Below are 25,090 nucleotides of genomic sequence, written 5' to 3'. Positions count from 1 at the left end.
CCTGTTAACTCATAGCCAGAAGTTGGTTAGCCTTGCCTGCGTTTTCATCGACGCTGCTGATGATTTTCATCTGCATTTCGAAGCGGCGGGCGCTGGCGATCATGTCGGTCATGGCTTCGACCGGTTTGACGTTACTGCCTTCCAGCACGCCGGACATCACGCGGATGGTCGGGTCGGCCTGTAACGTGGCGCCACGCGTGGCCTGCGCCGCCTGGGTCAGACGGAACATCCCGTCATCACCACGCTGCACTTCGTTGCCTTCCGCTTTCACCAGCTTCAGACGACCGACAGGCGCAACGGTGTTCGCCGGGTCGCCCGGATTCAATGCCGAGATCGTCCCGTCTGCCGCAATGGTCAACTCTGACCCTTCCGGCACCGTCAGCGGACCGGCTTCGCCCATCACCGGATGCCCCTGAATCGTCAACTGTCCGGTGGCGCTCACCTGAATGTTACCGTTGCGGGTATACCCTTCTGCGCCGTCAGCCGTTTGCACCGCCAGCCAGCCGTCCTGCTGAAGGGCAACGTCCAGCGGACGCGCGGTGTAATCCATCTGGCCTGGCGTCATGTCGGCGCCCGGCGTGGAGGCGGTGACCAGCGTACGCGTGGGCAATGACAGCCCTTCTACCGGCACCGCACGCAGTGCGTTGAGCTGTGCACGAAAACCAGGCGTGGAGGCGTTCGCCAGGTTGCTGGCGGTAACAGCCTGCTGATTGAGCGTCTGGCTTGCTGCGCCCATCGCTGTATATATTGCGTGATCCATTGCGCTTTCCCGTCAGCTGCTTAACGCAGGTTAACCAGCGTGTTGAGGATCTGATCCTGGGTTTTGATGGTCTGCGCGTTGGACTGGTAATTACGTTGCGCGACGATCATGTTCACCAGCTCTTTACTCAGATCGACGTTGGAGGCTTCCAGCGCACCGTTAGTCAGCGTGCCGAAGTTACCGGAACCCGCGGTTCCCAGCAGGGCAACCCCGGAAGACTGCGTGGCAGACCAGACGTTATCCCCTTCGGATTTCAGGCCTTCGTTGTTGGCGAAGTTTGCCAGCACGATCTGGCCCAGCACCTGGGTCTGTTCGTTCGAATAGTTACCGACAACGGTACCGTCATCGTTGATCTGGTAGCTCACCAGATCGCCCGGCTTATAGCCGTTCTGGCTCGTCGCCACGATGTTGTTCGCACCGGTGTTCTGTTGCATGGAGTTCGCGAAACTCATTTTGAAGGTTGCCGCCGTTGCACCAGTGATCTCCCCGGTCTCGATATCGACTTCCCCACCGCCGGTCAACACACCGCTCTCATTAAAGACCAATGTGGTTGCCAGTTTCGCTGCATCTCCCGCTACGCTGCCGTCCTGCGAATACACCTTCCAGGAGTTAGCTGGAGTAGCGTCTTTGACATAGAACAGGTTCATGTTGTGCGCATTACCCTGGCTGTCAAACACCGTCACGGTGCCTTTCTTGTTGTAAGAGTCAGGGTTGGCCGGGTCGAATGCGACGGTTGGCGCGGTATCGGTGGAGTTCAGGTTGATCTGCTGAGAGGCCGTGGTGGTGGACTTCGCCGCCATCAGCGTCGTTGGGATGGTGATCGCCTGCGGATTCGCACCGGTTTGCACCGTCGGCGGCGTGCCGGCAACCGGATATCCGGTTAACTGTAGCCCCTGCATGTTCACCAGGTTACGGTTTTCATCCAGCTTAAACTGGCCGTTGCGGCTGTAGAACACGGAACCGTTGGCATCCACCATACGGAAGAAACCGTTCTGGCTGATGGCGACATCCAGACCACGACCGGTGTTGGTGGTCGTCCCGTCGGTGAAGTCCTGGGTGATACCCGCAACCTTCACGCCCAGGCCCACTTTAGAGCCTGCAAACATATCTGCAAAAGACGCAGAACCGGATTTAAAACCATAGGTCGCGGAGTTGGCGATGTTGTTGCCAATGACGTCCAGGTTGGTGGCCGCAGCATTCAGGCCGCTGACCGCTTGAGAAAAGGCCATGACTTACTCCTGATAAGTATGAAGGCTTAGATAATCTGCCGAACTTCGTCGAGTGTGGTGGTACCGGAGGTACCCAAATCCAGTTTGTTGCCATCGCTACCTTTGATGACGCCCTGAACCAGGGCAAACTGTAGCGGCTGAGCCACCAGCTGCGTGGTGCCGTTGCTGGCGCTAATCGCAACCTGATACGAGCCGTTAGGCGCTTTAGTGCCGTCGGTCAGGCTGCCATCCCAGGTAAAGGTATGAACGCCCGCTTTAAGCTCGCCAATCTCAATCGTGCGCACCACGTTGCCGCTGGCGTCTTTGATGGTGGCGGTGACTTTGTCGGCCGGTTGCTGCAACTCAACGCCAAACGGCGTCGTGGTGGTGGTGGACGTGCCATCGGTGGTGCTGGTGCCCGCCAGAATCGTGGTCCCCGGGATCATCACCCCGTGACCGATCAGGTTGGCGGCCTGCAAGGACTGGCTGTTATCGATTTGACCGGAGACCGAGCCGAGCGTGGTGTTCAGTTTCTCAATGCCGCTGACGGTACTGATCTGCGCAAGCTGCGTGGTCAGTTCGTTATTCTGCATCGGATTGGTCGGGTCCTGATTTTTCAGCTGTGCCACCAGCAGGGTCAGAAAGCTGCTCTGTAAATCGGAGGCATTGCTCCCGGTGAGAGAGCTGGAACCGGTTGCACTACTGGTGCTGTTGACGCCGGTATTTGTCGGGTCATTCACGTTTACGGCGATGGACATGCGTGTCTCCTTTACTGGCCGAGAGTGAGTGTTTTGAGCATCATGCTCTTCACGGTATTAAGCACTTCGACGTTTGCCTGGTAGCTGCGCGACGCGGACATGGAGTTCACCATCTCCCCGACCACATCCACGTTCGGCATTTTCACGTAGCCGCTGGCATCCGCGAGCGGGTTGCCTGGCTCGTAAACCAGCTTGTCGGGCGCCTGGCTCTCAACCACGTCCGCCACTTTCACGCCGCCCGTTGCCGCACCCGGTGCAGCATCAACCTGGAAGACAACCTGTTTAGCGCGATACGGTTGTCCGTCAGGTCCTGTCACGCTGTCGGCGTTGGCCAGGTTACTGGCTGCCACGTTCAGTCGTTTGGACTGCGCCGTTAATGCCGAACCGGCGATATCAAAAATATTCAGCAAGGCCATTTACTAATTGCCCCCCTGCAGGACGGTCATCATGCCTTTGATTTGCCCGCCGAGTAGCGTCAGGCCTGTCTGGTATTGCAGGCTGTTATCGGCAAACTGTGTGCGTTCCCGGTCCATGTCGACGGTGTTGCCATCAAGCGAGGGCTGATCGGGGACACGATAAAGTAAGTCAGTTGATGGCGCGGTCATCGCCTGAGCGGGAATATGCCGTGAGGATGTCAGGGCAAGTGAGACACCCGTCCCTTCGGCACGTCCACGCTCCATCACTTTTTTGAGTTCACTGGAAAAATCAATATCGCGCGCCTGATACCCGGGGTGTCCGCGTTGGCGATATTGGCGGCTAAAATTTCCTGCCGCTGGGCGCGTAAGTTGAGCGCTTCCTGCTGAAAACGTAACGCGGCGTCGAGTTTATCGAGCATGTCTCCTCCGCTGATGAGAAAATTTCAGTTCACAGCTTAAATCTCACCCCGTCTCCCCTATCGACGGAATAAGCGCAAAATGCGTCGCTATTTGTTGCGTTGATGGAAAACCACTGCGGGTAGAATTTGCTTAATTCTGGACATGGTGGAACGTGCGATGCGGACTTTTAAACGTGGCCTTGCGGCGACCCTGCTGCTTTTGAGCCCTCTTGTGCAGGCTGAGGGGTTAGAGAACCAGCTCAATGCATTCTTTGCGCAGAAGCTGGCCGGTTTCAGCGATGACGTACGCGTGACCGTACGCACCCCGCCTAACCTTTACCCTTCCTGCGAAGCCCCGTCATTTAGCGTGACCGGCAGCACCCGATTATGGGGCAACGTGAATGTGCTGGCGCGTTGCGCCAACGAAAAACGTTATTTACAGGTTGCGGTTCAGGCGACAGGCAATTATGTTGTCGCCGCCGTTCCCATTCCCCGGGGCAGCCTGCTGCAACCAGACAGCGTAACGCTGAAGCGAGGCCGTCTGGATCAGCTTCCACCGCGGACGATGCTGGATATTAACCAGGCTCAGGAGGCAGTCAGCCTGCGCGATGTCGCTCCTGGACAGGCGATACAGCTATCCATGCTGCGCCAGGCGTGGCGGGTGAAGGCGGGACAACAGGTGATGGTGGTCGCCAATGGCGACGGCTTTAGTATTAACAGCGAAGGAAAAGCGCTGAATAATGCCGCAGTGGCGCAAAATGCCCGGGTCAGAATGTCCTCAGGCCAGGTGGTCAGCGGCACGGTCGGTCCTGATGGGAATATTCTGATTAACCTGTAATCTTTTTAAAGATTTCGCGGCGACTGCCGATAAATATTCAACAAATGATGATGTCAGGCGCAAACGCCGCGAACCCTCGATGAGGACAACACTATGAGCATTGATCGTACATCAGCCCTGAAGCCGGTTAGCACTGTACAACCTCGCGAAACGAATGAGGCTGCCCCGCAAAAAACGCGTCTGGAAAAAACCTCGACGGCTAACAGCACCAGCGTCACGCTGAGCGATGCGCAGTCGAAGCTGATGCAGCCAGGCAGCAGCGATATCAACATGGAACGAGTTGAAGCGCTGAAAACGGCTATCCGTAACGGCGAACTGAAAATGGATACCAGCAAAATCGCTGATGCGCTGATTCAGGACGCACAGAGTTTCCTCCAGAGTAACTAACCGTATGAGTCGACTGTCAGAAATACTGGATCAGATGACGGTGGTCCTGAACGACCTGAAAACGGTGATGGACGCAGAACAGCACCACCTCTCTTCTGGTCAAATCAACGGCAGCGCGTTGCAACGCATTACTGAAGATAAAAGCTCGCTGCTGGCGACCCTGGATTATCTGGAAAAACAGCGACGCGCTGAGCAAGACACGAAACGCAGCGCCAATGATGAGATCAACGAACGCTGGCAGACCATTACAGAAAAAACCCAGCATCTTCGCGATCTCAACCAGCATAACGGCTGGCTGCTGGAAGGTCAGATTATCCGTAATCAGCAGGCGCTTGAGGTGTTAAAGCCCTATAAAGAGCCGGGGCTGTACGGTGCGGATGGTCAAACGGCCACGGCACGTATCACGGGCGGGAAAAAGATTTCGATTTGACGCACTAGCGGCATGTCATGAAGCGGGGAGCACCTTCTGGTGACTCCCCTTTTGGCGTTTATACCGTGCGGCGGGTAAACTCTTTCACCTTGAAGCCAAGCACCGCCAGCGTGGCAAAGTACGCCACCACCCCGACCACCACCACGGCCATCAGACGCATCAGGCGGTAAGGCATGGTGCCCTGCGCCCACTCAGGCATGACATACAACATGCCAACCAGCGCGGCCGCCATCACTACTACCGCGATCGCCAGACGCAGCAGGAAGCTTGCCCAGCCCGGCTGCGGTGTGAAGATATCCTGCTTACGCAGCTGCCAGTACAGCAGCCCGGCGTTGAGACAGGCCGCCAGACCAATCGACAGTGACAGACCCGCGTGTTTCAGCGGACCAATAAACGCCAGGTTCATCAGCTGCGTCATGATCAGCGTCACAATGGCAATCTTAACCGGCGTTTTGATGTCCTGACGAGAATAGAAGCCGGGCGCAAGCACCTTCACGACAATCAGCCCCATCAGCCCCACCGAGTAGGCTACCAGTGCGCGCTGGGTCATGGCGGCATCAAAGGCGGTGAATTTTCCATACTGGAACAACGACACCGTCAGCGGTTTCGCCAGGATCCCCAGCGCCACCGCGCTTGGCAGCGCCAGCAGAAAACAGAGACGCAGACCCCAGTCCATCAGGCGGCAGTATTCATCGTGGTTGCCGCTGGCGAAACTTTTCGACAGCGACGGCAGCAGAATAGTCCCCAGCGCCACGCCCAGCACCCCGGATGGAAACTCCATCAGCCGGTCGGCGTAGTACATCCAGGACACCGAGCCCGACACCAGGAAAGAGGCGAAGATGGTATTGATGATGAGCGAGATCTGGCTGACGGACACGCCGAGTATTGCCGGTCCCATCTGTTTGATAACGCGCATTGCGCCCGCATCTTTGAAATTAATGCGCGGCAGAACCAGCATGCCGATCTTTTTCAGGTGCGGGAGCTGGTAAGCAAGCTGTAACACCCCGCCGACGGTCACGGCCCAGGCCAGCGCCAGCACCGGTGGGTTAAAATGCGGCGCGGCGAACAGCGCAAAGCCAATCATGCTGACGTTAAGGAACGTGGGGGCAAAGGCCGGCACGGAGAAGCGGTTCCAGGTATTCAGGATGGCGCCCACCAGCGACGCCAGCGAAATCAGCAGAATATAGGGGAAGGTTATCCGCAGCAGTTGCGTCGTCAGGGCAAATTTATCCGCCGTGTCGGCAAAGCCCGGCGCCGTTACCATGATTACCCAGGGCGCTGCCAGCATCCCCAGGACGGTCACGATCGCCAGCGCCAGCGTCAGTAAACCGGAAACGTACGCCACAAAGACGCGGGTGGCATCTTCGCCCTGCTTGCTTTTATATTCCGCGAGGATCGGGACAAATGCCTGTGAGAAAGCCCCTTCGGCAAAAATACGGCGCAGCAGGTTCGGCAGCTTGAACGCAACGAAAAAGGCGTCAGTCGCCATCCCTGCGCCAAAAACCCTTGCTACAATGGCATCGCGAGCAAAGCCAAGCACGCGGGAAAACATGGTCATCGAGCTGACGGCCGCCAGCGATTTTAATAAGTTCATTAACGTGAAGTTCCACAACCCTACGGATTTCCAGGACGGATAAGCGAAAGCGCCACCCGGCAAAGCCAACAAGCGGCGCTTAGTCTAACCGGATTTTAACGAATTACTATCGGCAGATGTTACAGCGAGTTATTCCGACATGGCTTCGCGCCAGAGTCGTTCCACGATGCGCTGCGCCAGAATGGCCTGCTCCCCGGACGTTTCAGGAACCGTCTGATTCTGCACGCAGGTAATGAAGTGACGCGCGCAGCCCACAAAGCCACGCTGCTCCAGGGTGCTCTGCCAGCCGGGAACGGGTAACGCGAGCACGCCATTGCCCTTCTCTTCCCGCCACTCACGCATATCGGTGACGTCATACAGCGCGCCATCCGTAACGGCCTGCACGGACTCGCGCTGGCTGCCCGCCCGACGATGCATGCTGGTCGTCACCTGTAAATGCTCAACGGCAAAATGATGTTCAGCGTAAACCATTTCACCCTGCTCGTTGGTCAGCAGCGTGCCGCTTTGCAGCTGGGCTTTTCCGTTACTCAGCCAAAGGGCCGTATCCACGACGTGGAGATAATCATCCAGCAGCGTGAACCGCAGATCGTTCGGCCCCACGCTGTCGGTACGGTGCTTATCCATACGCAGAGAGGCAAACGAGCCGGACTGCGCTTTAAGCTGCTGATAGAGCGGCGCAAAACGGCGGTTGAAGCCGACCATCAGCGTCAGCTTTTTACGCGCGGCCAGCTCAATCAGTCGTTCAGCATCCTGCACATTTTCCGCCAGCGGCTTATCAACGCAGACGTGAACGCCTGCGTTCAGCAACTCGCTCACCACCTGGAAGTGCGTCGCGGTTGAGGTATGCACAAATACCGCATCACATTCACGGGCTAAATCCTGGAGTGAGCCAGCATAAGGGATGCGCCAGGTTTTGCAGATGCGCTCTGCTTTCTCGCGGGTGGGCGACCACGCCCCTTGCAGCGTCCAGTCTGACGCGGCGCCTAAAACGGGCAGCCATGCTTTTTGCGCAATCCCGCCCAGCCCCACCACTCCAATGCGTAATGTAGTCACGGTTAATCTCCCAGGTGTGCGAGTAAAGCATCCAGACGCTGCTTCAGCCCGGCAACCTCGTCTTCCAGGGCTGCCACGCGCGCAGTCAGGCTGTCGTTTGATGCTGGCGTGTCGGATTCGACGGCCAGCGTAGAGGACTCCACGTCGCCGCTAAACAGGTGCATGTAGCGGCTTTCACGCTTGCCCGGCTCGCGGGCCAGACGCACCACGTAAGGACCGTCCTCGCGTGAGGCTAATCCCTCCAGCGTCTGTTCAACGTCCTGCATATCCTGAAACTCATGCATGCGGGAGGCGCGTGTTCGCAGTTCACCCGGCGTCTGCGCCCCGCGCAGCAGCAGCGTGGTGATAACCGCCACTTCTGCGGCGCTGAGTTTTAAATCGCCAAATTCGGAATTACAAAAGCGCTGTTCATATTTAGTGACGCGATTACCGAAGCCGCTGACGGTGCGCAGGTAGTGGCGCTTCACCAGCTCATCAAGGATATCCTGCACCTCGTGCTCGCCAAGGTTCATCACTGGCTCACGGTTCGTCTTTTGGTTGCAGGCCATCGTGACGGCATTCACGGAAAGAGGATACTGTTCCGGCGTCGTAACCTGCTTTTCCAGCAGGCAGCCAATCACGCGCGCTTCGGCGCCATTTAACTGATATTTCATCTTTTCTCCTTAACGACCCGCGGTCCACTCCTGCGTGGTGAGCGCGGTGAGGACATGGTCCCGCCACTCGCCGTCAATCAGCAGATAATCTTTGGCATAGCCCTCTTTCTCAAACCCCAGGCGGGCCAGCAGATCGCCGCTGCGCTTATTGTGCGGCATGTAGTTCGCCATAATGCGATGGATATGTTGCGTGCGCTGCATGTAGCGAATCGCCGCCGTCAGCGCCTCAAACATGAGCCCCTGCCCCTGCCATTTCTGGCCGATGGAATACCCGAGATAGCAGGCGTGAAACGACCCGCGTACTACGTTTGAAAAATTGGCAATGCCAACGATCTCTTTCTCTTCCGGATCGAGAAGCGCGAAATAAAACGCACTTCCCTGTTTGTGAAATTCCGCAATCATACTGAGGCGCGCCTGCCAGCCAGAGGGGTAGCAATGGCTCTCGTCCCGAACGGGTTCCCAGGGTTTTAAAAACTGGCGATTCTCGGCGTAATAATCCGCCAGACGCCAGGCATCACGCTCATGCACCAGACGAACGACCAGCCTGTCCGTCGTCAGACGCACTTTTGGCACATTACTGCGATAGCCAAACATCGATACCACTCCTTCCCGTCGCTTCTGCTCTGCCTGTTAGCTTTACTATACCTGCGCCTGTGCCTTCTGTGAAAACAGTGACATACCATTTTTATCGCTTTTCACATTTTTCGATGAGAACTCTCTATCAAAGCACCTTTTTGATAAAAAAATATTGTCGCCAGCAGGTATGTGAAAAAGCGCGGCGACACCGCAGAATATTAGCGTGCTCACCTTTTATTTTCCCTGGAGGGAAAATGTCCCGCGTATCACAGGCCAGGAGCCTGGGTAAATATTTCCTGCTCGTCGATAACATGCTGGTCGTGCTCGGCTTTTTTGTCGTTTTTCCACTTATATCGATTCGTTTTGTCGATCAAATGGGCTGGGCGGCGCTAATGGTCGGGTTCGCGCTGGGCTTACGCCAGTTTGTACAACAGGGTCTTGGCGTGTTTGACGGGGCAATAGCCGACCGCTTTGGTGCGAAACCGATGATCGTCACCGGCATGCTGTTACGTGCGGCGGGATTCGCCACGATGGCAATCGCTCATGACCCCTGGCTGCTGTGGTTCTCCTGTTTCCTTTCCGGGATTGGCGGCACCCTTTTCGACCCACCGCGTACCGCGCTGGTAGTCAAGCTGATCCGTCCGCAACACCGGGGGCGCTTCTTCTCGATTTTAATGATGCAGGACAGCGCTGGCGCGGTGGTGGGCGCCCTGCTGGGAAGCTGGCTGCTGCAATACGATTTCCGCCTGGTCTGCGCCACCGGCGCGGTGCTGTTTATTCTCTGCGCGCTGTTTAACGGTCTGTTTCTGCCTGCATGGAAGCTGTCGACGGTAAAAGCGCCGGTGCGGGAAGGGCTTGACCGCGTGCTGAGCGATAAACGCTTCGTCACCTATGTTTTAACGTTGACCGGCTACTACATGCTCGCCGTGCAGGTCATGCTGATGCTGCCGATTATGGTTAACGATATTGCCGGCACGCCGGCGGCGGTAAAATGGATGTATGCCATTGAGGCCTGCCTTTCCCTGACTCTGCTCTATCCGATTGCCCGGTGGAGCGAGCGCCGTTTCCGGCTTGAGCACCGTCTGATGGCCGGGCTGTTGCTGATGACGCTGAGCATGATGCCCATCGGCCTGGTGAGCTCACTCCAGCAGCTGTTTATGCTGATTTGCACCTTCTATATTGGCTCAATCATTGCCGAGCCGGCACGTGAAACCCTGAGCGCGTCACTTGCCGACGCCCGGGCCCGTGGCAGCTACATGGGCTTCAGCCGTCTCGGACTGGCGCTTGGCGGCGCGCTGGGTTACACCGGTGGCGGCTGGCTGTTTGATGCCGGAAAAGCGCTCCATCAGCCGGAGCTGCCGTGGGTCATGCTCGGTATGGTCGGCTTTATGACGCTGATTGCCCTCTGGTGGCAGTTCAGTGATAAACGCAGCACCCGCGGGATGCTGGAACCTGGCGCCTGACCTTCTGGGGGAGGATATTTACCTCCCTTCACTATCAGTTTTTTCTGCTGGTTTCTCCAGGATCACCCTGACATACTGGCGTATCAGGACAGATGCGCCGATTTTATGTTGAGGAACACCATGAAAAAGATCGTTATTGCCGCTGCGTTAATTGTCAGTGGGCTGCTGGTGGGATGTAACCAGCTTACGCAGTACACCGTCAGTGAGCAGGAAATTAATCAGGCGCTGGAAAAACATAATAACTTTTCAAAAGATATCGGCGTGCCCGGCCTTGCGGATGCACATATCGTCCTGACGAATCTCGCCAGCCAGATTGGGCGCGAGGAGCCTAACAAAGTCACCCTGTCCGGCGATGCCAGCCTCGACATGACCTCGCTCTTCGGCAATCAGAAAGCGGATATCAAGCTGAAGCTCAAGGCGCTGCCGGTCTTCAATAAAGAGAAAGGGGCAATTTTCCTGCAAGAGATGGAAATCGTCGATGCGGTCGTCACGCCCGATAAAATGAAACCGGTGCTGCAAACGCTGATGCCTTATCTCAACCAGTCGTTACAGAACTATTTCAACCAGCAGCCCGCCTACGTTCTGAGCGAAGACAAGAGTAAGGGCGAATCTCTGGCGAAAAAATATGCCAAAGGGATAGAGGTGAAACCGGGTGAAATCATCATTCCTTTCACCGACTAAATACTCCGGGCGCTCAGGCGCCCGTTTTTTTTAACGGAATAGTGTGCAAACGAAAACGTTTCCGCTTATGATTTGTGTCCGGCAAAAACAGCCATCTTATGACTGATCCCTTTCAAGCCGGAGCTCCCATGACTGTACAATCCCAGGTTCTCAAAATCCGCCGCCCAGACGACTGGCATATCCATCTTCGTGATGGCGACATGCTGAAAACCGTCGTGCCGTATACCAGCGAAATTTATGGCCGTGCGATTGTTATGCCTAACCTGGTTCCGCCAGTCACCACCGTCGAGGCCGCGATCGCCTATCGCCAGCGTATCCTTGACGCCGTTCCGGCCGGGCACGATTTTACTCCGTTGATGACCTGCTACCTGACGGACTCGCTGGATCCCAATGAGGTTGAGCGCGGATTTAACGAAGGTGTGTTCACCGCCGCGAAGCTCTACCCGGCAAACGCCACCACCAACTCCAGCCATGGGGTGACGAGCATTGACGCCATCATGCCCGTTCTGGAGCGTATGCAAAAACTGGGAATGCCACTGCTGGTGCACGGGGAAGTGACCCACGCTGACATTGATATTTTCGATCGCGAAGCGCGTTTTATCGAAACGGTCATGGAGCCGCTGCGCCAGCGTCTTCCTGGGCTGAAAGTGGTGTTTGAACACATTACGACCAAAGATGCCGCAGAGTATGTCCGGGATGGAAACGAATTGATTGCCGCCACCATCACCCCGCAGCACCTGATGTTTAACCGTAACCACATGCTGGTGGGTGGCGTTCGTCCACATCTGTATTGTCTGCCGATCCTCAAGCGCAATATCCACCAGCAGGCGCTACGTGAGCTGGTCGCCAGCGGCTTCCCGCGCGCGTTCCTCGGCACGGATTCCGCCCCGCATGCCCGTCACCGAAAAGAGGCTAGCTGCGGTTGTGCAGGCTGCTTTAACGCCCCGACCGCCCTGGCAAGTTACGCAACCGTCTTTGACGAGATGAATGCGTTAGGCCATTTCGAAGCCTTCTGCTCCCTTAACGGCCCGCGTTTCTACGGTCTGCCGGTTAATGACACGTTCATTGAGCTGGAGCGCAAAGAAAGCCAGGTTGAAGCGTCGATTGCGCTCACCGACGATACGCTGATCCCCTTCCTGGCCGGTGAAACCGTAAGCTGGACGGTAAAAAGCTAAAAAATTGTCATCCCCCTGTTGTCAAACCGCCAATATAACTGTATAAATAAACAGTATATTACACAGGGGGCATTTATGCGTATTGAAGTCACCATTGCCAAAACCACCGTCCTGCCTGCTGGCGCACTCGACGCTCTGGCGGGTGAGCTATCCCGACGTATTAACAGCACTTTTCCTGAAAACGATGGTGCCATAACGGTACGTTATGCGACAGCAAACCATCTTTCCGTCATTGGCGGCGCGAAAGAAGACAAAGACCGCATCAGCGAAATTTTGCAGGAAACATGGGAAAGCGCCGACGACTGGTTTATCACTGATTAAAATTTGCTCCCTCATTGTGTTTTTTTGCCGGGTCGCCCCGGCTTTTTTTCGTTTCGTCTCCTGAAAGTTCAAAATATTTCAGTATCTTCTTAGAAAATCGTGAACAAGATGACGTTTTATTGTTCGAACAATCCTAAAAAGCAGAAAAATGTGTTGCTACCCGTTTATTTTTTCCTGCGGAACCCTTATTAATTGATATACTGAAAAAGCTTTCAGAAAAACATGCATTGAACCTCAAAGTCGTTGTCTTCTAACACGCATTAAGGGGGTTATAATGGAAAAGAATAATGAAGTCATCCAGACCCATCCACTCGTTGGCTGGGATATCAGCACCGTAGACAGCTACGATGCGCTGATGCTGCGTTTGCACTACCAGACCCCGAATCAGCTAAACCGTGACGAAGCGGAAGTTGGACAGACGCTGTGGCTTACAACAGACGTCGCCCGTCAGTTTATTTCTATTTTGGAAGCAGGCATCGCAAAAATAGAATCTGGCGACTACCAGGAAAATGAGTATAAACGGCATTGACCTTATGCCCCTTTTCCCTCAACAGGCACCCTCGCGGTGCCTTATTTATTTCGCTCTTGTATAAGCCCACATAGTTAATTACTCTGCTAACAAAGCGTTAGTAAAGAGAAGCCTATGAAATACGATTTGATCATTATCGGAAGCGGCTCCGTTGGATCTGCAGCCGGTTATTACGCTACGCAGGCGGGTCTGAATGTGCTGATGATTGACGCCCACCATCCCCCTCATTCTGAAGGAAGCCATCACGGCGATACCCGTCTTATCCGTCACGCTTACGGCGAAGGTGAGCGCTATGTACCGCTGGTGCTTCGGGCTCAGACGCTGTGGGATGAGCTGGCCGCAGTCACCGAAGAACGCATTTTTGAGCGCACCGGGGTTATTAATCTGGGGCCCGCCAACTCCACGTTTCTTGCGACGGTCGAGGAGAGCGCGAAAGCCTACCGTCTGGACGTTGAGCGTCTGGATGCGAACGACATAATGGCGCGCTGGCCGGAAATTTCTGTCCCTGAAGACTACATTGGATTGTTTGAAGCCAATTCCGGGGTACTGCACAGCGAAACGGCCATTAAGACCTGGATTGATCTCGCCGCCAAAGCGGGCTGCGCACAGTTGTTTAACTGTCCGGTCACGGGTATCACCCACCATGCCGGGGGTTCAACCGTCACCACGTCTGAAGGTGAATATACCGCCACGCGCCTGCTGGTGAGTGCGGGAACGTGGGTGACGAAACTGCTGCCGGATCTGCCCATCCAGCCGGTACGCAAAGTCTTCTCCTGGTTCCAGTCTGACGGGCGTTACAGCAGCCAGAACAAATTCCCGGCGTTCACGGGCGAGTTACCTAATGGCGACCAGTACTACGGTTTCCCCTCGGAAAAAGACGCGCTCAAGATTGGCAAACATAACGGCGGACAGGTAATTTCCTCTGCGGAAGAACGCAAGCCGTACGGAGCCTATCCGCAGGATGGTTCCGAAGCCTTCACGTTCCTGCGTAATATTCTGCCGGGCGTAGGCGGGTTGCTTTATGGCGCAGCGTGCACCTACGACAATACGCCAGATGAAGACTTCATCATCGACACCCTGCCTGGGCACAACAACACCCTGATCGTAACCGGGCTCAGCGGTCACGGGTTTAAATTTGCCTCTGTGTTAGGTGAAATCGCCGCCCAGTTTGCTCAGGGGATTGCGCCTTCGTTTGATCTCAAACCCTTCGCGCTCTCGCGCTTTAGCCGATAATACCGCTACAGGCTCCGAATAACCGGAGCCTGATTTGCGAGAGGATCATGATGCGCAGACTGGTGAATTACCTTATCAATAACATCCGCGAGCATTTCATGCTCTACATTGTCCTTTGGTCGCTGCTGGCGATTGTTGACGTCATCTTTATTGTATTCTTCTGAAAACCATCACTGACGTTTATTGACACTCCTTTAAACTTATTTAACTTATAGTTTTTATAAAAAGTCATCTCAAATTTATTGGACGAAGCGATTGAAATACATTGCGGAAACACATTCAAATTCGCTGAAATAAAATAACCAAATAACATTATTCCTTTTTTTCAGTTGCATTATTTAATTAATCCGGCCATTTTTATTGCTCAGACATTTGAGAACGGAAATTCATATGCAATGGCGTAACTCCTCCAGCCGCTACGGAATAATATCCATGTGTTTACACTGGCTATTTGCACTTGCTGTCTATGCCATGTTTGGTCTCGGCCTCTGGATGGTGACATTAAGCTATTATGACGGTTGGTATCATCAGGCCCCCGAATTGCACAAAAGCATTGGGGTTCTGCTGATGATGGGTCTGGTTTTTCGCGTGGTCTGGCGACATCTCTCTCCGCCCCCTCCTGCCCCCAAAAGCCATGGCCGTCTTACCCGCATAAGCGCTGTTGGCGCACATATCGCACTCTATGCCCTGCTGTTCGCCATTCTGATCAGCGGTTATCTCATTTCGACCGCAGACGGCAAACCGATCAGCGTGTTTGGGCTCTTTGACGTCCCTGCCACGCTGGCTGACGCCGGTTCACAGGCTGACACCGCAGGTGTGGTTCATCTGTGGCTGGCATGGAGCGTGGTGATCCTGTCTGTTCTGCATGGCCTTGCGGCCCTGAAACACCACTTTATTGATAAAGACGATACGCTGAAGCGCATGCTTGGCCGTTCGTCAGTTGACTCTGGAGCATAAAATGAAAAAACGCCTGTTGGGTATCGCATTAGGTTCGCTGTTATTTACCACCGGTTCGGCCATTGCCGCCGACTATAAAATTGATAAAGAAGGCCAGCATGCCTTCGTCAATTTCCGTATTCAGCATCTGGGTTACAGCTGGTTATATGGTACGTTCAATGATTTCGATGGCACATTTAGCTTCGACGAGAAAAACCCTGCTGCCGATAAAGTAAACGTCACCATTAATACTAACAGCGTCGACACTAATCACGCCGAGCGTGATAAACATCTGCGCAGCGCTGAATTCCTGAACGTAGGCAAATTCCCGCAAGCTACTTTCGCGTCGACAGAAGTGAAGAAAGACGGTGATAAGCTCGCTATTACCGGTAATCTTACGCTGAACGGCGTAACAAAACCGGTAACACTGGATGCGAAATTAATCGGCCAGGGCGACGATCCGTGGGGCGGAAAACGTGCTGGCTTTGAAGCCGCCGGCAAAATTCATCTGAAAGATTTTAATATCACCACAGATTTAGGACCGGCATCGCAGGATGTAGAGCTGATTATTTCGGTGGAAGGCGTTCAGCAGAAGTCATAAAACAGGCCCGGCAGGCTTTTACGCCGCCGGGCAATGTTTTACTCCGGGTCCGGAATACCCAGTTTGGTATTCAGTCGGCCCCGGGATTTATTAAAGATCTTATTCCCGTTCTCGCGCCCGGCACGGCGACGACGTTGCTCTTCTTCAGGCAGGATACTCTCTTCACTGCACAGCTCGCTACAGCAGCCATTAAACTTCTCGGCACATGCAGGACACTGAATAAACAGAAGATGACAACCGTCGTTTTTGCAGTTGGTATGCGTGTCGCACGGCGTACCGCACTGGTGGCAGTGAGCGATTACGTCCTCTGAAATTCGCTCGCCCATACGCTCATCAAATACAAAGTTTTTACCGATAAAACGCACCGGTAACCCCTGCTCGCGGGCGCGGCGGGCATATTCAATGATCCCACCCTCAATATGCCAGACTTTATTAAAACCGTTGTGTTTCATCCAGGCACTGGCTTTTTCGCAGCGGATCCCCCCGGTGCAATACATAACGATCTTTTTGTCTTTATGCTCCTGCATCATCTCAACCGCTTTCGGCAGCTGTTCGCGGAAAGTGTCGGCAGGAATTTCCATCGCATTCTCGAAGTGGCCCACTTCATATTCGTAGTGGTTACGCATATCGATGAACACTGCATCCGGATCGTCGAGCATCGCGTTCACTTCAGCGGCCTTGAGGTACTCCCCCACATTAGCGGCATTGAAGTTCGGATCGTCGATGCCATCCGCCACAATACGCTCACGCACCTTCATGCGCAGCACCCAGAACGATTTGCCGTCATCATCCAGCGCAATGTTCAGGCGTAAGCCGTTAAGCGCCGGATCAAAACCATAAAGGAGATCGCGGAAGGCACTGACTTTGCTTTCCGGCACGCTGATCTGCGCGTTAATACCCTCACGCGCCAGATAGACGCGACCAAACACGTTCAGGGCGGTGAAAGCCTGGTAAAGCGCATCGCGGGTCGCCTGTGGATCGTTGATGGTAAAATATTTATAGAAAGAGATCGTTGTGCGCGGTTCGGTTTCGGCCAACATACGCGCTTTCAACATCTCATTCGAAACGCGGTTGTGTAACACTGGCATGGTGTACAAGTCCTGCAATCGTTGAGAAATAAAAATCGGTCGGCATGATATAGCAAACAAAGACAATTTACATCCACACAATTTACGCTACATTTCAGTCAACCTGATTAATCAGACTTAACACTTGCATATTCTTTCATGTTTCGATGACAGACATTTTGGCTATGCCTCAAAAAATGAGACAATAGCCCTTCAGGACGTTAGAACACAGGACAGACATGACCCAGTTACCGAAATTTACTGCCGCGCTTTTACACCCACGCTATTGGTTAACATGGTCAGGCATTGGCTTGTTGTGGCTAATTGTACAGCTGCCTTATCCCGTAATTTTCCGCATGGGTAAAGGACTGGGCCGCATTGCTCAACAATTTATGAAGCGTCGCGCCAGGATCGCGTATCGAAATCTTGAGCTTTGCTTTCCTCAGATGAGCGAATCTGAGCGTCACGACATGGTGGTTAAAAACTTCGAATCTGTCGGCATGGGACTGATGGAGACCGGTATGGCCTGGTTCTGGTCGGATAAGCGCATGGCGCGCTGGACGGAAGTGGCCGGAACCGGCATGGATCCGGTGCATAATCTCCAGGCCAACCAGACTGGCGTCCTGCTGATTGGCGTTCATTTCCTGACGCTCGAAATTGGCGCACGCATGTTCGGCATGCAGGCGCCGGGTATTGGCGTTTATCGTCCCAACGATAATCCGGTGATCGATTTGATCCAGACCAACGGACGCATGCGCTCCAACAAAAGCATGATCGACCGCAAAGACCTTAAAGGGATGATCCGCGCCCTCAAATCAGGTGAAGTGGTCTGGTATGCCCCGGATCATGACTACGGCCCGCAATCCAGCGTGTTTGTCCCGTTCTTTGCGGTGGAAGAGGCCGCGACGACCACCGGGACCTGGATGCTGGCGCGGATGTCCAAAGCCGCTATCGTGCCGTTTGTACCGCGCCGTAAACCAGACGGTTCAGGCTATCAGCTCATCATGCTGGAGCCGGAACTCACGCCGCCGCTGGATGATGCAGAAACCACCGCGCGCTGGATGAACGGCATTGTGGAGAAATGCATTATGCTCGCTCCCGAGCAGTACATGTGGCTGCATCGCCGCTTCAAAACCCGGCCTCAGGGCGTCCCTTCTCGTTATTAATCTGCATGCGGTCTTCCGGGCCGCAAGCTGTTTTAGCTTTAAAAGCTCCCCGTCATTGCGGCAATCATACCCCAGGCGCATAATTAGCAGGCTTATTACCTCACTGGTCACGGTGCCCTGCACCTCATTATGCGGATAGTTATGTCCTCCACAGATGCTCCCATAAACTGGAAACGCAACCTGACGGTTGCATGGCTGGGTTGTTTTCTTACTGGCGCCGCCTTTAGCCTGGTAATGCCCTTCCTGCCCCTCTACGTTGAACAGCTCGGCGTCACCGGCCATAGCGCACTGAATATGTGGTCCGGCCTGGTGTTCAGCATTACGTTCCTGTTCTCCGCCATTGCGTCGCCTTTCTGGGGTGGGCTTGCGGATCGCAAAGGCCGCAAAATTATGCTGCTGCGCTCCGCGCTCGGCATGGCGATCATAATGCTGTTGATGGGGGTGGCGCAGAATGTCTGGCAGTTCCTGATATTACGCGCGCTTCTGGGTCTGCTCGGGGGATTTATCCCCAATGCCAACGCCCTGATCGCAACCCAAATCCCACGCCATAAAAGCGGCTGGGCATTAGGTACGCTCTCCACTGGCGGCGTAAGCGGCGCACTGCTGGGTCCGCTGGCGGGCGGGCTGCTGGCCGACCACTACGGACTGCGGCCGGTATTCTTCATTACCGCCAGCGTGCTGTTCCTCTGCTTCCTCGTGACGCTTATCTGCATCCGTGAGAATTTCACGCCGGTAGCCAAAAAAGAGATGCTGCACGCCCGGGATGTGCTGGCCTCGCTGAAAAACCCAAAGCTGGTGCTGAGCCTGTTTGTGACCACCATGATTATTCAGGTGGCCACCGGTTCAATCGCGCCTATTCTGACGCTCTATGTCCGCGACCTGGCCGGCAACGTCAGCAATATCGCCTTTATCAGCGGCGTGATCGCCTCTGTTCCCGGCGTGGCCGCGTTGCTGAGCGCGCCACGGCTCGGTAGGCTGGGCGATCGCATCGGCCCGGAGAAAATTCTGATCTGCGCCCTGATCCTCTCCGTTCTGCTGCTGATCCCCATGTCGATGGTGAACTCACCGTGGCAGCTCGGCGTGTTGCGCTTTCTGCTGGGCGCAGCGGACGGCGCGTTGCTTCCGGCGGTGCAGACGCTGCTGGTTTATAACTCCACCAACCAGATTGCCGGGCGTATTTTCAGCTACAACCAGTCGTTTCGCGATCTGGGTAACGTCACCGGGCCGCTGGTCGGCGCGGGGGTTTCGGCCAGTTTCGGTTTCCGGGCGGTCTTTATCGTGACGGCAGGCGTCGTGCTGTTCAACGCTGTTTATTCCTGGCTCAGCTTATCCCGGGCGCTACGCCCGGCGCGCATAACACAACATCGTGACGGCTAATTTACGCATTCATACTTGCACAATCATATAATCAGCTATTCTTTCCCTGAATACCTTCACGAAAAACAGGGAGACACCAATGACCATGTACGCCACGCTGGAAGAAGCGTAAAGTAAAATACATCATAAATTTGTACCGTCATAATCAACCAAAACGCTCTCACATATCACCTTTGTACCGTTCCATTCATCACGGTAGATACTCGTATCAATGCCTACGCCTGGATGTAACTCATAGCCAGTATCCTTTAAAAACTTATGGTACTTCTGTGTCTGTACTGTGGCGTCAAAGTATCTTTGACCTGAGTACTTAAACCCGGCGGAACCATGCGGTACGATCCATGCCCCAAAGGACGAAAATTACTGGCATGTACAACGACCTTGTATTCAAACTCTGAGCCTGTATAACGGCCTGTATACGCTTTTGATGTGTTGATCTTACCGAAAGGTGGATTGCCATAGGCAACATCGTAGAAACGGTCTGGTGAGTACTGGAGAGCGTCACCAATGATCCATTTTGCCTCTGGTAGTACGCTCTTCCCGATCATAACGTACTCTGAAATGAGTTCAACGCATGTGATATACGTAGGTCTATTCCTTAAGTCCTGGTAGTAGCTAAGGCGACCGATACCCGCACACAGTTCTATGCATTGACCAGTACAGCCAGCGCCGAGTATGAAAACCTATGCAAGCATTTCAGGGAAAAGAAAGCACCAGTAGCACCTATACCATCCCCCTATAGTTATTAAAAATAAATTCTTTGTCTTCATATGTGAGCTGCTTATCCGAGTGGATTAATTCCATCACTTTTATGTGATTAGTAGATTCCTTTTTCGTAAGTCTTGCCATAAAATACTCTTGTACAGTTGTTGTACGGTTATTTAGGAAAAATTAATATGAGTTTAATTAATGTTGATTTCTCTGGACTATCTGAACCTGCAACGAAGCTTGTAGAAAAAATCAGTGATGCCATAGGCGTTCTTTATGAACCAACCAAAATGAAAAATATCGCTAAAGCACAGTCCGAAGTAAAGAAAATTGAATTTCAAAGTTCAATAGAGCTTTCTGATTTAGAAGAGCGAGCTTTGAGGAGAACCATAAATTCACAAGCCAGAAAGCAACGTAATATAGATAGCATAACAATCAAAGCTGCAAAAGAGATCGACGAACAAGAGCAAAATGATATTGAGCTCTTAGATGAAGACTGGATTAATCACTTCTTTAATCAGTGTGAAGATATTAGTGATGATATGATGCAAGGGCTTTGGTCGAGAGTATTAACAGGCGAGGCTAAAAAAAATGGTAGTTTTTCAAAAAGAACATTAAATTTCTTATCAACGCTGGATAAAAGAGATGCTGAACTGATTACAACTTTAGGCACAACCGTATGGAATCAGCACAACTTGCCACTACCAATTGTCTTTAGTTATGAGGACGATTCAATCCAAAAAATTGGCTTAAATTATGATTCTTTAAGACACTTAGAGTCAATAGGAGTAATAACATTAGGAAATATGAGTTATTCCGTTCAATTTGAGAAAGATTTTGGTTATTTTATTTACTATGGCAGAACGATTGTGATAAAAATTAACACATCAAATAAGAATCCTTTTTTGCCTAAAAAACCAAATAGTGTTGACATCGGTATGGTACTGTTAACTAACATTGGTCGTGAGCTTATAAGAATTTGTGGTTCCAAGCCAGATGAAGATTACTTTTATTCTACACTGCAGGAATTTATGGAAGAGAACGAAGTTTTCACCCCCTTACAATAAAAATGTTTTTTGTAATACAATCAATCAAAATTCTCTTCGGGGGATTTTACTGCCCCCCAACCATAATCAATAGTACTTGCAGTAGTTGTCCTAATGGTACTTGGATAACCACAATACCAAAGCATCAAGTACAAGTACTATAGAGATCTCTACAGTCGCGATCTTGAGATGTTATACTTCCTGGTTGAACCAAAAATTGATCGTGTTGACCTACACAACCAATATCAAAAAAGTGATAACGATATTGTTTCTGATATTCTTAGGATAGTACAATGGAAAAGATGCTTAGCGTGTGGTGGAAAGAATTAGTTAGGCTTGTGATGCAAGTTTATATACCTATTGGTTTAACTTTTATCTTTGGTATACTCGCTGTGACCCTTTGGGAAGATTGCGCATTAATATCTACTGTTATATTCCTGATAGTTGCGTTTATTGTAAGTGATCGTATATTCAAACCAAAAAACAAGCAATAAATTCACTTCAAAACAATTCGCCTCTTTAACGAGGCGATTAACTTATTTCGAAAGTAATTCTTTAAACATACCTGCATGCATTATAGAAACAACAAATGATGAAAATGCTAATGAAGGATATATTTGTTGTAAAGTAGCTGATTCTGAAACCCACTCCATTACAAGAGTTAAGATGTAAAAAGTAATGGTAGAGAATATTAAAAAATACAATATTGTGAATAACCAGCGTAAAGAGCTATTCTGAATATCAAAAAGTTTTGCTATGTATGGTGTTACTAACCCCATAAGCATAGTAGCCCAGCCTGCAAATACCGCGATGATATAGGCCACCACGAAAGTAAAGAAAATCCCAGAGAATGTTAGATCATCACCATACCCAGCTTCAGTTATGTCGTTACGTACACCAACCAATACCAATCCCCGCAGGAAGGGATTGAGGCTATCAATAACGCCCCTGTTCAGTAAATGTACGTTTTATTGCTGCTTCGCTTATTGCCATTTGTCGTAACTTCCCTTGTATGAATTAACCTACAGATAATCATGGATAAATGAAGATGCGTTAACATCTTTTAACATGTAGGTTTAGGTATCGGCATGTCCATCTAAATCTTTAGCTTTGTGACTGATATGAATGGATATCCTGTTAGCGAGGCTTACGATGAAGTATCGGTACTGTATTTCGTAGGTTCTCACCGCAATGCTGTACATACATACAGTTCAAACGGGAGGGCTTAAGATGGGCAATAAGAATTCGTTTGATCCAAGCGTTAGAAAAGGTATTCAGGTGTATTAGCAGTGTGGACAACGGATAGTGGTTGTTCATCCTGGCGGGTACTTAGAACGTATTGAAGACGGGCAATGTGTCCTGTTCGAGACATTGCCTCATGAGGACGGTACTCGTTTGTACTGGTTCGGTGTGCATTCAAGTAACGCATACTACTTTATGCTTGAGGTAGCTAAGCAGTGGATATCTTTGCTGTCAGTAGTTGGTTCTACGCACAACAAGCTATGTTAGAGGCACATGATAAGGATGATGCATTCTGTGATATGCAGGGTGAATTACCGTTTTGATCGTGATCTCTTGATATTTCCAGATGGCTATCATTATACTCAGCGAACATTAAATATCTTCTTATAAAGTGTGTGAGCAAGGACAATGAAAAAAACAAAAATTGATATTGATAAATTGATTTACTTAGATCAGAGGGTCGTTGTTAATGAGTTTCAGCAGGAAACCTCTTTATTTTTTAGTTATTTATTTTTATTATTTGGGTAAAAGATAAAAAATACCCCACTATATCTAGTGAGGGTACTTAACAGGAATGAGGTATTAGCGTTGTGCTGGAACTTTCTGAGGGCTAAGCGTATGAGCAGGAACAGTACCGTAGCGTAGATGAGTACCATCACGATTAAGGCTATGAATCTTACTGGATCTGCATCAGCTTCATATGACCGCTCAGGCCGGAACGAAAGTAATATAGGCAGTATCCATAGCCCATTGTGTTATGCCGTTCAGGGGCTTACCAAAGCTTGATAGCCACCATGAAAAGATGATGCAGATACTATATAAGGCTGCATACTTAACGAATCCTACAGTTCGCATAGTTGCTTCCCCCTTGTACGTCCACCCAGCCATACGCCATTAATCCAGTTCTGGAACCTGGTACTTTAACCTTTTTAGTACGTAGCAACTGACTACGTACAGTATAGAAATCAGGGCGATTGACGAATGTTATGCATCCCTCTGATACACCCGTTCCATCTGGCCGTAATGGATGCAAACGGAAACTACCACGCGATACACATTAATCAGAATGCTATCTGTCATGGTTTGAGCACTGAAGAGTGCAAACCATTCGGAGTGATCGTTACCAGTTATTGTATCAATGCCCCATGCCCGGATCTGATTCAGAGTAGAACCCGTTGGCCTATCAACTATCCAGTACCGTCCAGTAGGGATTGCACTGTTAGGCATAAACGCACAATTGGGATCATTGGTATATGGGTTCTGCCCACTGAACACGAGAAAGTTCCTATTCCATAGACGTGTAATTTGGCATAGCCATTTTTATCAATGTCGTCGTATGTCATCCTCATTATTTGCATTTTGTTTCCCTGCTGTTTGCATATGGCAATTCTATCATGTGTCGAGTAATCGAACATCACCACTATAAGGTAGCTATTTCCTGCTAAACCTGTCTACGGACTCGATTATTAAGCAACCTTCTGTGATCTCTCTTGCCTTTACACGTTCCTTGAATCGCCCCAGAGATCCTTTCGTGAAGTTGTGCCCCTTATAACCCGACAATCCTTGTCACTTTCGTACTTCATAATTATTTGGATCGAGTCGATACCCTAACTCGTCAGGCAGTTTGGCATTTTCAAGAAAGTCCATGACAGTGCTGATTTGTCTGTCTAAGCCAAAGGCATCAACCTGTTGCATACTTGATACCCTGCTATACACATACGCTTTGACAGTTCGCATTCAGGCACCTATACATTTGATAAACTTAATCATGAGGAAATCATTATGTCTGATAAAGAATATGTATTTTACAGCACGCTGGAAGAAGCTATCGATGCCGCTCGCGAAGAATTCCTCGCCGATAATCCCGGCATTGAGGAAGAAGATGCTGACGTGCAACAACTCAATATCCAAAAATACGTCCTTCAGGACGGCGATATTATGTGGCAGGCCGAATTCTTTGCTGATGAAGGTGAGGACGGAGAATGTCTGCCGATATGAGTGGTGAAGGTGCGCAGGCGGTATTCGACGGCGACTATGACGAAATTGAGTTACGTCAGGAGTGGCTGGAAGAAAATACGCTGCATGAATGGGATGAAGGTGAGTTTCAGCTCGAACCGCCGCTGGATACCGAAGAAGGTCAGGCCGCAGCGGACGAATGGGACGAGCGATAAGCTCTCGTTACTCGTAAGGGCCGTGGCTGGCATCGATGGGCAGCAGTAGCGTGTCGAAAATCAGCGAAAACGGCAGATCGAGCACGGTGAGATAGCGCCATGCGGAATCGCGGACATCCCACTGTACGCCGGGGTAGTACTGATTCCCGTGGCCCTGTCGGGAATGGTGCGGCTGATGATGCTGCCGCAGCCGCTGAGCAGGCATGCCATCATGACGACGATGATTACTTTCATTTCTGACCTCTAAAAAAAATACCGGCCTCACAGCCGGTATTTTATTTGGCAGGTGGCGCTTCGCTTACC

General features: G+C 51.8%; 29 protein-coding genes and 3 pseudogenes. 17 read left to right on the top strand and 15 right to left on the bottom strand.

All coding sequences use genetic code 11. From position 1 onward, the window contains the following. Positions 1-4: 4 nt before the first annotated feature. The 5 genes and pseudogenes from HWQ15_RS16635 to flgB form a co-directional block, all read right to left on the bottom strand. The gene (locus tag HWQ15_RS16635; protein WP_022647727.1) at positions 5-760 is read right to left on the bottom strand and encodes a flagellar basal body rod protein FlgF; all 756 of its coding nucleotides are present in this window, start codon (positions 758-760) and stop codon (positions 5-7) included. Positions 761-780: 20 nt separating this feature from the next. Then, a complete protein-coding gene (gene flgE, locus HWQ15_RS16630) occupies positions 781-1,989 on the bottom strand; it encodes a flagellar hook protein FlgE (RefSeq protein WP_045622627.1) in 1,209 nt (402 codons plus the stop codon). Positions 1,990-2,015: 26 nt separating this feature from the next. Continuing rightward, positions 2,016-2,726: a flagellar hook assembly protein FlgD gene (flgD, locus tag HWQ15_RS16625; RefSeq protein ID WP_003857994.1), complete on the bottom strand. Its 711-nt coding sequence runs from the start codon at positions 2,724-2,726 to the stop codon at positions 2,016-2,018. Positions 2,727-2,737: 11 nt separating this feature from the next. Continuing rightward, positions 2,738-3,142, bottom strand: coding sequence for a flagellar basal body rod protein FlgC (gene flgC, locus HWQ15_RS16620; RefSeq protein WP_003857997.1), 405 nt, complete (start codon positions 3,140-3,142; stop codon positions 2,738-2,740). 3 nt (positions 3,143-3,145) lie between these two features. Beyond that, positions 3,146-3,561 (bottom strand): annotated as a pseudogene (flgB, locus tag HWQ15_RS16615) (flagellar basal body rod protein FlgB). A 157-nt stretch (positions 3,562-3,718) separates the two neighbouring features. Here flgB and flgA point away from each other — a divergent pair. From flgA to flgN, 3 genes are all read left to right on the top strand, one after another. Then, the gene (gene flgA / locus HWQ15_RS16610) at positions 3,719-4,378 is read left to right on the top strand and encodes a flagellar basal body P-ring formation chaperone FlgA (RefSeq protein ID WP_063149049.1); all 660 of its coding nucleotides are present in this window, start codon (positions 3,719-3,721) and stop codon (positions 4,376-4,378) included. Positions 4,379-4,471: 93 nt separating this feature from the next. Next, positions 4,472-4,765, top strand: a complete 294-nt coding sequence (gene flgM, locus HWQ15_RS16605; RefSeq protein ID WP_003858002.1) for a flagellar biosynthesis anti-sigma factor FlgM — start codon at positions 4,472-4,474, stop codon at positions 4,763-4,765. A 4-nt stretch (positions 4,766-4,769) separates the two neighbouring features. Further along, positions 4,770-5,195, top strand: a complete 426-nt coding sequence (gene flgN / locus HWQ15_RS16600) for a flagella biosynthesis chaperone FlgN (protein ID WP_022647721.1) — start codon at positions 4,770-4,772, stop codon at positions 5,193-5,195. Between the two features lie 58 nt (positions 5,196-5,253). On the opposite strand, the gene murJ is transcribed toward flgN, so the two are convergent. The 4 genes from murJ to rimJ all read right to left on the bottom strand — a co-directional run bounded on the left by murJ (position 5,254) and on the right by rimJ (position 9,089). Then, positions 5,254-6,789 (bottom strand): murein biosynthesis integral membrane protein MurJ, encoded by a 1,536-nt coding sequence (gene murJ / locus HWQ15_RS16595; protein ID WP_017384735.1) that lies wholly within the window; start codon positions 6,787-6,789, stop codon positions 5,254-5,256. Between the two features lie 129 nt (positions 6,790-6,918). Further along, complete coding sequence (locus HWQ15_RS16590) at positions 6,919-7,842, bottom strand: Gfo/Idh/MocA family protein (RefSeq protein ID WP_023305857.1); 924 nt, start codon at positions 7,840-7,842, stop codon at positions 6,919-6,921. Positions 7,843-7,844: 2 nt separating this feature from the next. Further along, entirely contained in the window at positions 7,845-8,495 is a 651-nt protein-coding gene (locus HWQ15_RS16585; RefSeq protein ID WP_022647719.1) for a YceH family protein, read from the bottom strand. Between the two features lie 9 nt (positions 8,496-8,504). Beyond that, a complete protein-coding gene (gene rimJ / locus HWQ15_RS16580) occupies positions 8,505-9,089 on the bottom strand; it encodes a ribosomal protein S5-alanine N-acetyltransferase (RefSeq protein WP_003858007.1) in 585 nt (194 codons plus the stop codon). Positions 9,090-9,325: 236 nt separating this feature from the next. Between rimJ and mdtH the strand changes: the two genes are divergently transcribed. The 9 genes from mdtH (at position 9,326) to HWQ15_RS16535 (ending at position 16,010) form a co-directional block, all read left to right on the top strand. After that, a complete protein-coding gene (gene mdtH, locus HWQ15_RS16575) occupies positions 9,326-10,534 on the top strand; it encodes a multidrug efflux MFS transporter MdtH (protein ID WP_063149009.1) in 1,209 nt (402 codons plus the stop codon). Between the two features lie 120 nt (positions 10,535-10,654). Further along, positions 10,655-11,215, top strand: coding sequence for a lipoprotein (locus HWQ15_RS16570; protein WP_023305855.1), 561 nt, complete (start codon positions 10,655-10,657; stop codon positions 11,213-11,215). A gap of 128 nt (positions 11,216-11,343) precedes the next feature. Then, positions 11,344-12,390 carry a dihydroorotase gene (gene pyrC, locus HWQ15_RS16565; RefSeq protein ID WP_022647716.1) on the top strand — a complete coding sequence of 349 codons (1,047 nt, stop codon included), beginning with the start codon at positions 11,344-11,346 and terminating at the stop codon, positions 12,388-12,390. 75 nt (positions 12,391-12,465) lie between these two features. Then, the gene (gene dinI / locus HWQ15_RS16560) at positions 12,466-12,711 is read left to right on the top strand and encodes a DNA damage-inducible protein I (RefSeq protein WP_022647715.1); all 246 of its coding nucleotides are present in this window, start codon (positions 12,466-12,468) and stop codon (positions 12,709-12,711) included. Positions 12,712-12,985: 274 nt separating this feature from the next. After that, complete coding sequence (bssS, locus tag HWQ15_RS16555) at positions 12,986-13,240, top strand: biofilm formation regulator BssS (protein ID WP_023299782.1); 255 nt, start codon at positions 12,986-12,988, stop codon at positions 13,238-13,240. Between the two features lie 114 nt (positions 13,241-13,354). Beyond that, a complete protein-coding gene (solA, locus tag HWQ15_RS16550) occupies positions 13,355-14,473 on the top strand; it encodes an N-methyl-L-tryptophan oxidase (RefSeq protein ID WP_063149010.1) in 1,119 nt (372 codons plus the stop codon). Between the two features lie 50 nt (positions 14,474-14,523). After that, positions 14,524-14,637 (top strand): YceO family protein, encoded by a 114-nt coding sequence (locus tag HWQ15_RS16545; RefSeq protein ID WP_022647713.1) that lies wholly within the window; start codon positions 14,524-14,526, stop codon positions 14,635-14,637. Between the two features lie 226 nt (positions 14,638-14,863). Then, the gene (locus tag HWQ15_RS16540) at positions 14,864-15,430 is read left to right on the top strand and encodes a cytochrome b (protein WP_032624486.1); all 567 of its coding nucleotides are present in this window, start codon (positions 14,864-14,866) and stop codon (positions 15,428-15,430) included. A 1-nt stretch (position 15,431) separates the two neighbouring features. Continuing rightward, positions 15,432-16,010 carry a YceI family protein gene (locus HWQ15_RS16535; RefSeq protein WP_022647711.1) on the top strand — a complete coding sequence of 193 codons (579 nt, stop codon included), beginning with the start codon at positions 15,432-15,434 and terminating at the stop codon, positions 16,008-16,010. A 38-nt stretch (positions 16,011-16,048) separates the two neighbouring features. Here HWQ15_RS16535 and HWQ15_RS16530 read toward each other — a convergent pair whose 3' ends face one another. Beyond that, on the bottom strand, positions 16,049-17,098 hold the full coding sequence (locus HWQ15_RS16530) for a rhodanese-related sulfurtransferase (RefSeq protein ID WP_023299780.1): 1,050 nt from the start codon (positions 17,096-17,098) through the stop codon (positions 16,049-16,051). A 218-nt stretch (positions 17,099-17,316) separates the two neighbouring features. On the opposite strand from HWQ15_RS16530, the gene HWQ15_RS16525 reads away from it, so the two are divergent. The 4 genes from HWQ15_RS16525 to HWQ15_RS16510 all read left to right on the top strand — a co-directional run bounded on the left by HWQ15_RS16525 (position 17,317) and on the right by HWQ15_RS16510 (position 21,868). Continuing rightward, positions 17,317-18,243: a Kdo(2)-lipid IV(A) acyltransferase gene (locus tag HWQ15_RS16525; protein WP_063149011.1), complete on the top strand. Its 927-nt coding sequence runs from the start codon at positions 17,317-17,319 to the stop codon at positions 18,241-18,243. Positions 18,244-18,384: 141 nt separating this feature from the next. Then, on the top strand, positions 18,385-19,620 hold the full coding sequence (gene mdtG / locus HWQ15_RS16520) for a multidrug efflux MFS transporter MdtG (RefSeq protein WP_063149012.1): 1,236 nt from the start codon (positions 18,385-18,387) through the stop codon (positions 19,618-19,620). 896 nt (positions 19,621-20,516) lie between these two features. Then, positions 20,517-21,395, top strand: a complete 879-nt coding sequence (locus HWQ15_RS16515; RefSeq protein ID WP_063149013.1) for a DUF2806 domain-containing protein — start codon at positions 20,517-20,519, stop codon at positions 21,393-21,395. A 272-nt stretch (positions 21,396-21,667) separates the two neighbouring features. Then, a complete protein-coding gene (locus HWQ15_RS16510) occupies positions 21,668-21,868 on the top strand; it encodes a hypothetical protein (protein ID WP_032624490.1) in 201 nt (66 codons plus the stop codon). 42 nt (positions 21,869-21,910) lie between these two features. On the opposite strand, the gene HWQ15_RS16505 is transcribed toward HWQ15_RS16510, so the two are convergent. The 4 genes from HWQ15_RS16505 to HWQ15_RS23235 all read right to left on the bottom strand — a co-directional run bounded on the left by HWQ15_RS16505 (position 21,911) and on the right by HWQ15_RS23235 (position 24,311). Further along, the gene (locus tag HWQ15_RS16505; protein ID WP_176587399.1) at positions 21,911-22,279 is read right to left on the bottom strand and encodes a hypothetical protein; all 369 of its coding nucleotides are present in this window, start codon (positions 22,277-22,279) and stop codon (positions 21,911-21,913) included. A 1,169-nt stretch (positions 22,280-23,448) separates the two neighbouring features. Then, a complete protein-coding gene (locus HWQ15_RS23475) occupies positions 23,449-23,649 on the bottom strand; it encodes a tlde1 domain-containing protein (RefSeq protein ID WP_369806291.1) in 201 nt (66 codons plus the stop codon). Further along, on the bottom strand, positions 23,601-23,843 hold the full coding sequence (locus HWQ15_RS23470; RefSeq protein WP_369806290.1) for a tlde1 domain-containing protein: 243 nt from the start codon (positions 23,841-23,843) through the stop codon (positions 23,601-23,603). Before HWQ15_RS23470 ends, HWQ15_RS23475 begins: the two co-directional genes overlap by 49 nt. Positions 23,844-24,182: 339 nt before the next feature. Further along, positions 24,183-24,311, bottom strand: coding sequence for a hypothetical protein (locus HWQ15_RS23235; protein WP_255319016.1), 129 nt, complete (start codon positions 24,309-24,311; stop codon positions 24,183-24,185). Between the two features lie 87 nt (positions 24,312-24,398). Between HWQ15_RS23235 and HWQ15_RS16495 the strand changes: the two are divergent. Then, a pseudogene (locus tag HWQ15_RS16495) lies at positions 24,399-24,787 on the top strand (MysB family protein). Positions 24,788-24,794: 7 nt separating this feature from the next. On the opposite strand, the pseudogene HWQ15_RS16490 reads toward HWQ15_RS16495, so the two are convergent. Next, positions 24,795-25,021 (bottom strand): annotated as a pseudogene (locus HWQ15_RS16490) (YceK/YidQ family lipoprotein). Between the last annotated feature and the right edge of the window lie 69 nt (positions 25,022-25,090).

Origin of the sequence: Enterobacter sp. DSM 30060 (genome assembly GCF_013375955.1) — a bacterium.
Classification (GTDB): Bacteria; Pseudomonadota; Gammaproteobacteria; order Enterobacterales; family Enterobacteriaceae; genus Enterobacter; species Enterobacter intestinihominis.
Note: the sequence above shows the minus strand (reverse complement) of the source record. Positions and strands in the feature narration are given on the sequence as shown.

Bases quoted from the DNA above. Each gene is read 5' to 3' on its own strand.
- flgE (WP_045622627.1), bottom strand. From the start codon at position 1,989: ATGGCCTTTTCTCAAGCGGTCAGCGGCCTGAATGCTGCGGCCACCAAC.
- HWQ15_RS16530 (WP_023299780.1), bottom strand. From the start codon at position 17,098: ATGCCAGTGTTACACAACCGCGTTTCGAATGAGATGTTGAAAGCGCGT.
- rimJ (WP_003858007.1), bottom strand. From the start codon at position 9,089: ATGTTTGGCTATCGCAGTAATGTGCCAAAAGTGCGTCTGACGACGGAC.
- flgM (WP_003858002.1), top strand. From the start codon at position 4,472: ATGAGCATTGATCGTACATCAGCCCTGAAGCCGGTTAGCACTGTACAA.
- murJ (WP_017384735.1), bottom strand. From the start codon at position 6,789: ATGAACTTATTAAAATCGCTGGCGGCCGTCAGCTCGATGACCATGTTT.
- flgA (WP_063149049.1), top strand. From the start codon at position 3,719: ATGCGGACTTTTAAACGTGGCCTTGCGGCGACCCTGCTGCTTTTGAGC.
- mdtG (WP_063149012.1), top strand. From the start codon at position 18,385: ATGTCCTCCACAGATGCTCCCATAAACTGGAAACGCAACCTGACGGTT.
- HWQ15_RS16570 (WP_023305855.1), top strand. From the start codon at position 10,655: ATGAAAAAGATCGTTATTGCCGCTGCGTTAATTGTCAGTGGGCTGCTG.
- HWQ15_RS16525 (WP_063149011.1), top strand. From the start codon at position 17,317: ATGACCCAGTTACCGAAATTTACTGCCGCGCTTTTACACCCACGCTAT.
- flgN (WP_022647721.1), top strand. From the start codon at position 4,770: ATGAGTCGACTGTCAGAAATACTGGATCAGATGACGGTGGTCCTGAAC.
- HWQ15_RS16635 (WP_022647727.1), bottom strand. From the start codon at position 760: ATGGATCACGCAATATATACAGCGATGGGCGCAGCAAGCCAGACGCTC.
- HWQ15_RS23235 (WP_255319016.1), bottom strand. From the start codon at position 24,311: ATGCAACAGGTTGATGCCTTTGGCTTAGACAGACAAATCAGCACTGTC.
- mdtH (WP_063149009.1), top strand. From the start codon at position 9,326: ATGTCCCGCGTATCACAGGCCAGGAGCCTGGGTAAATATTTCCTGCTC.
- HWQ15_RS16510 (WP_032624490.1), top strand. From the start codon at position 21,668: ATGGAAAAGATGCTTAGCGTGTGGTGGAAAGAATTAGTTAGGCTTGTG.
- bssS (WP_023299782.1), top strand. From the start codon at position 12,986: ATGGAAAAGAATAATGAAGTCATCCAGACCCATCCACTCGTTGGCTGG.
- HWQ15_RS16515 (WP_063149013.1), top strand. From the start codon at position 20,517: ATGAGTTTAATTAATGTTGATTTCTCTGGACTATCTGAACCTGCAACG.
- HWQ15_RS16585 (WP_022647719.1), bottom strand. From the start codon at position 8,495: ATGAAATATCAGTTAAATGGCGCCGAAGCGCGCGTGATTGGCTGCCTG.
- HWQ15_RS16535 (WP_022647711.1), top strand. From the start codon at position 15,432: ATGAAAAAACGCCTGTTGGGTATCGCATTAGGTTCGCTGTTATTTACC.
- pyrC (WP_022647716.1), top strand. From the start codon at position 11,344: ATGACTGTACAATCCCAGGTTCTCAAAATCCGCCGCCCAGACGACTGG.
- HWQ15_RS23470 (WP_369806290.1), bottom strand. From the start codon at position 23,843: ATGCCTAACAGTGCAATCCCTACTGGACGGTACTGGATAGTTGATAGG.
- HWQ15_RS16540 (WP_032624486.1), top strand. From the start codon at position 14,864: ATGCAATGGCGTAACTCCTCCAGCCGCTACGGAATAATATCCATGTGT.
- flgC (WP_003857997.1), bottom strand. From the start codon at position 3,142: ATGGCCTTGCTGAATATTTTTGATATCGCCGGTTCGGCATTAACGGCG.
- solA (WP_063149010.1), top strand. From the start codon at position 13,355: ATGAAATACGATTTGATCATTATCGGAAGCGGCTCCGTTGGATCTGCA.
- flgD (WP_003857994.1), bottom strand. From the start codon at position 2,726: ATGTCCATCGCCGTAAACGTGAATGACCCGACAAATACCGGCGTCAAC.
- dinI (WP_022647715.1), top strand. From the start codon at position 12,466: ATGCGTATTGAAGTCACCATTGCCAAAACCACCGTCCTGCCTGCTGGC.
- HWQ15_RS16545 (WP_022647713.1), top strand. From the start codon at position 14,524: ATGCGCAGACTGGTGAATTACCTTATCAATAACATCCGCGAGCATTTC.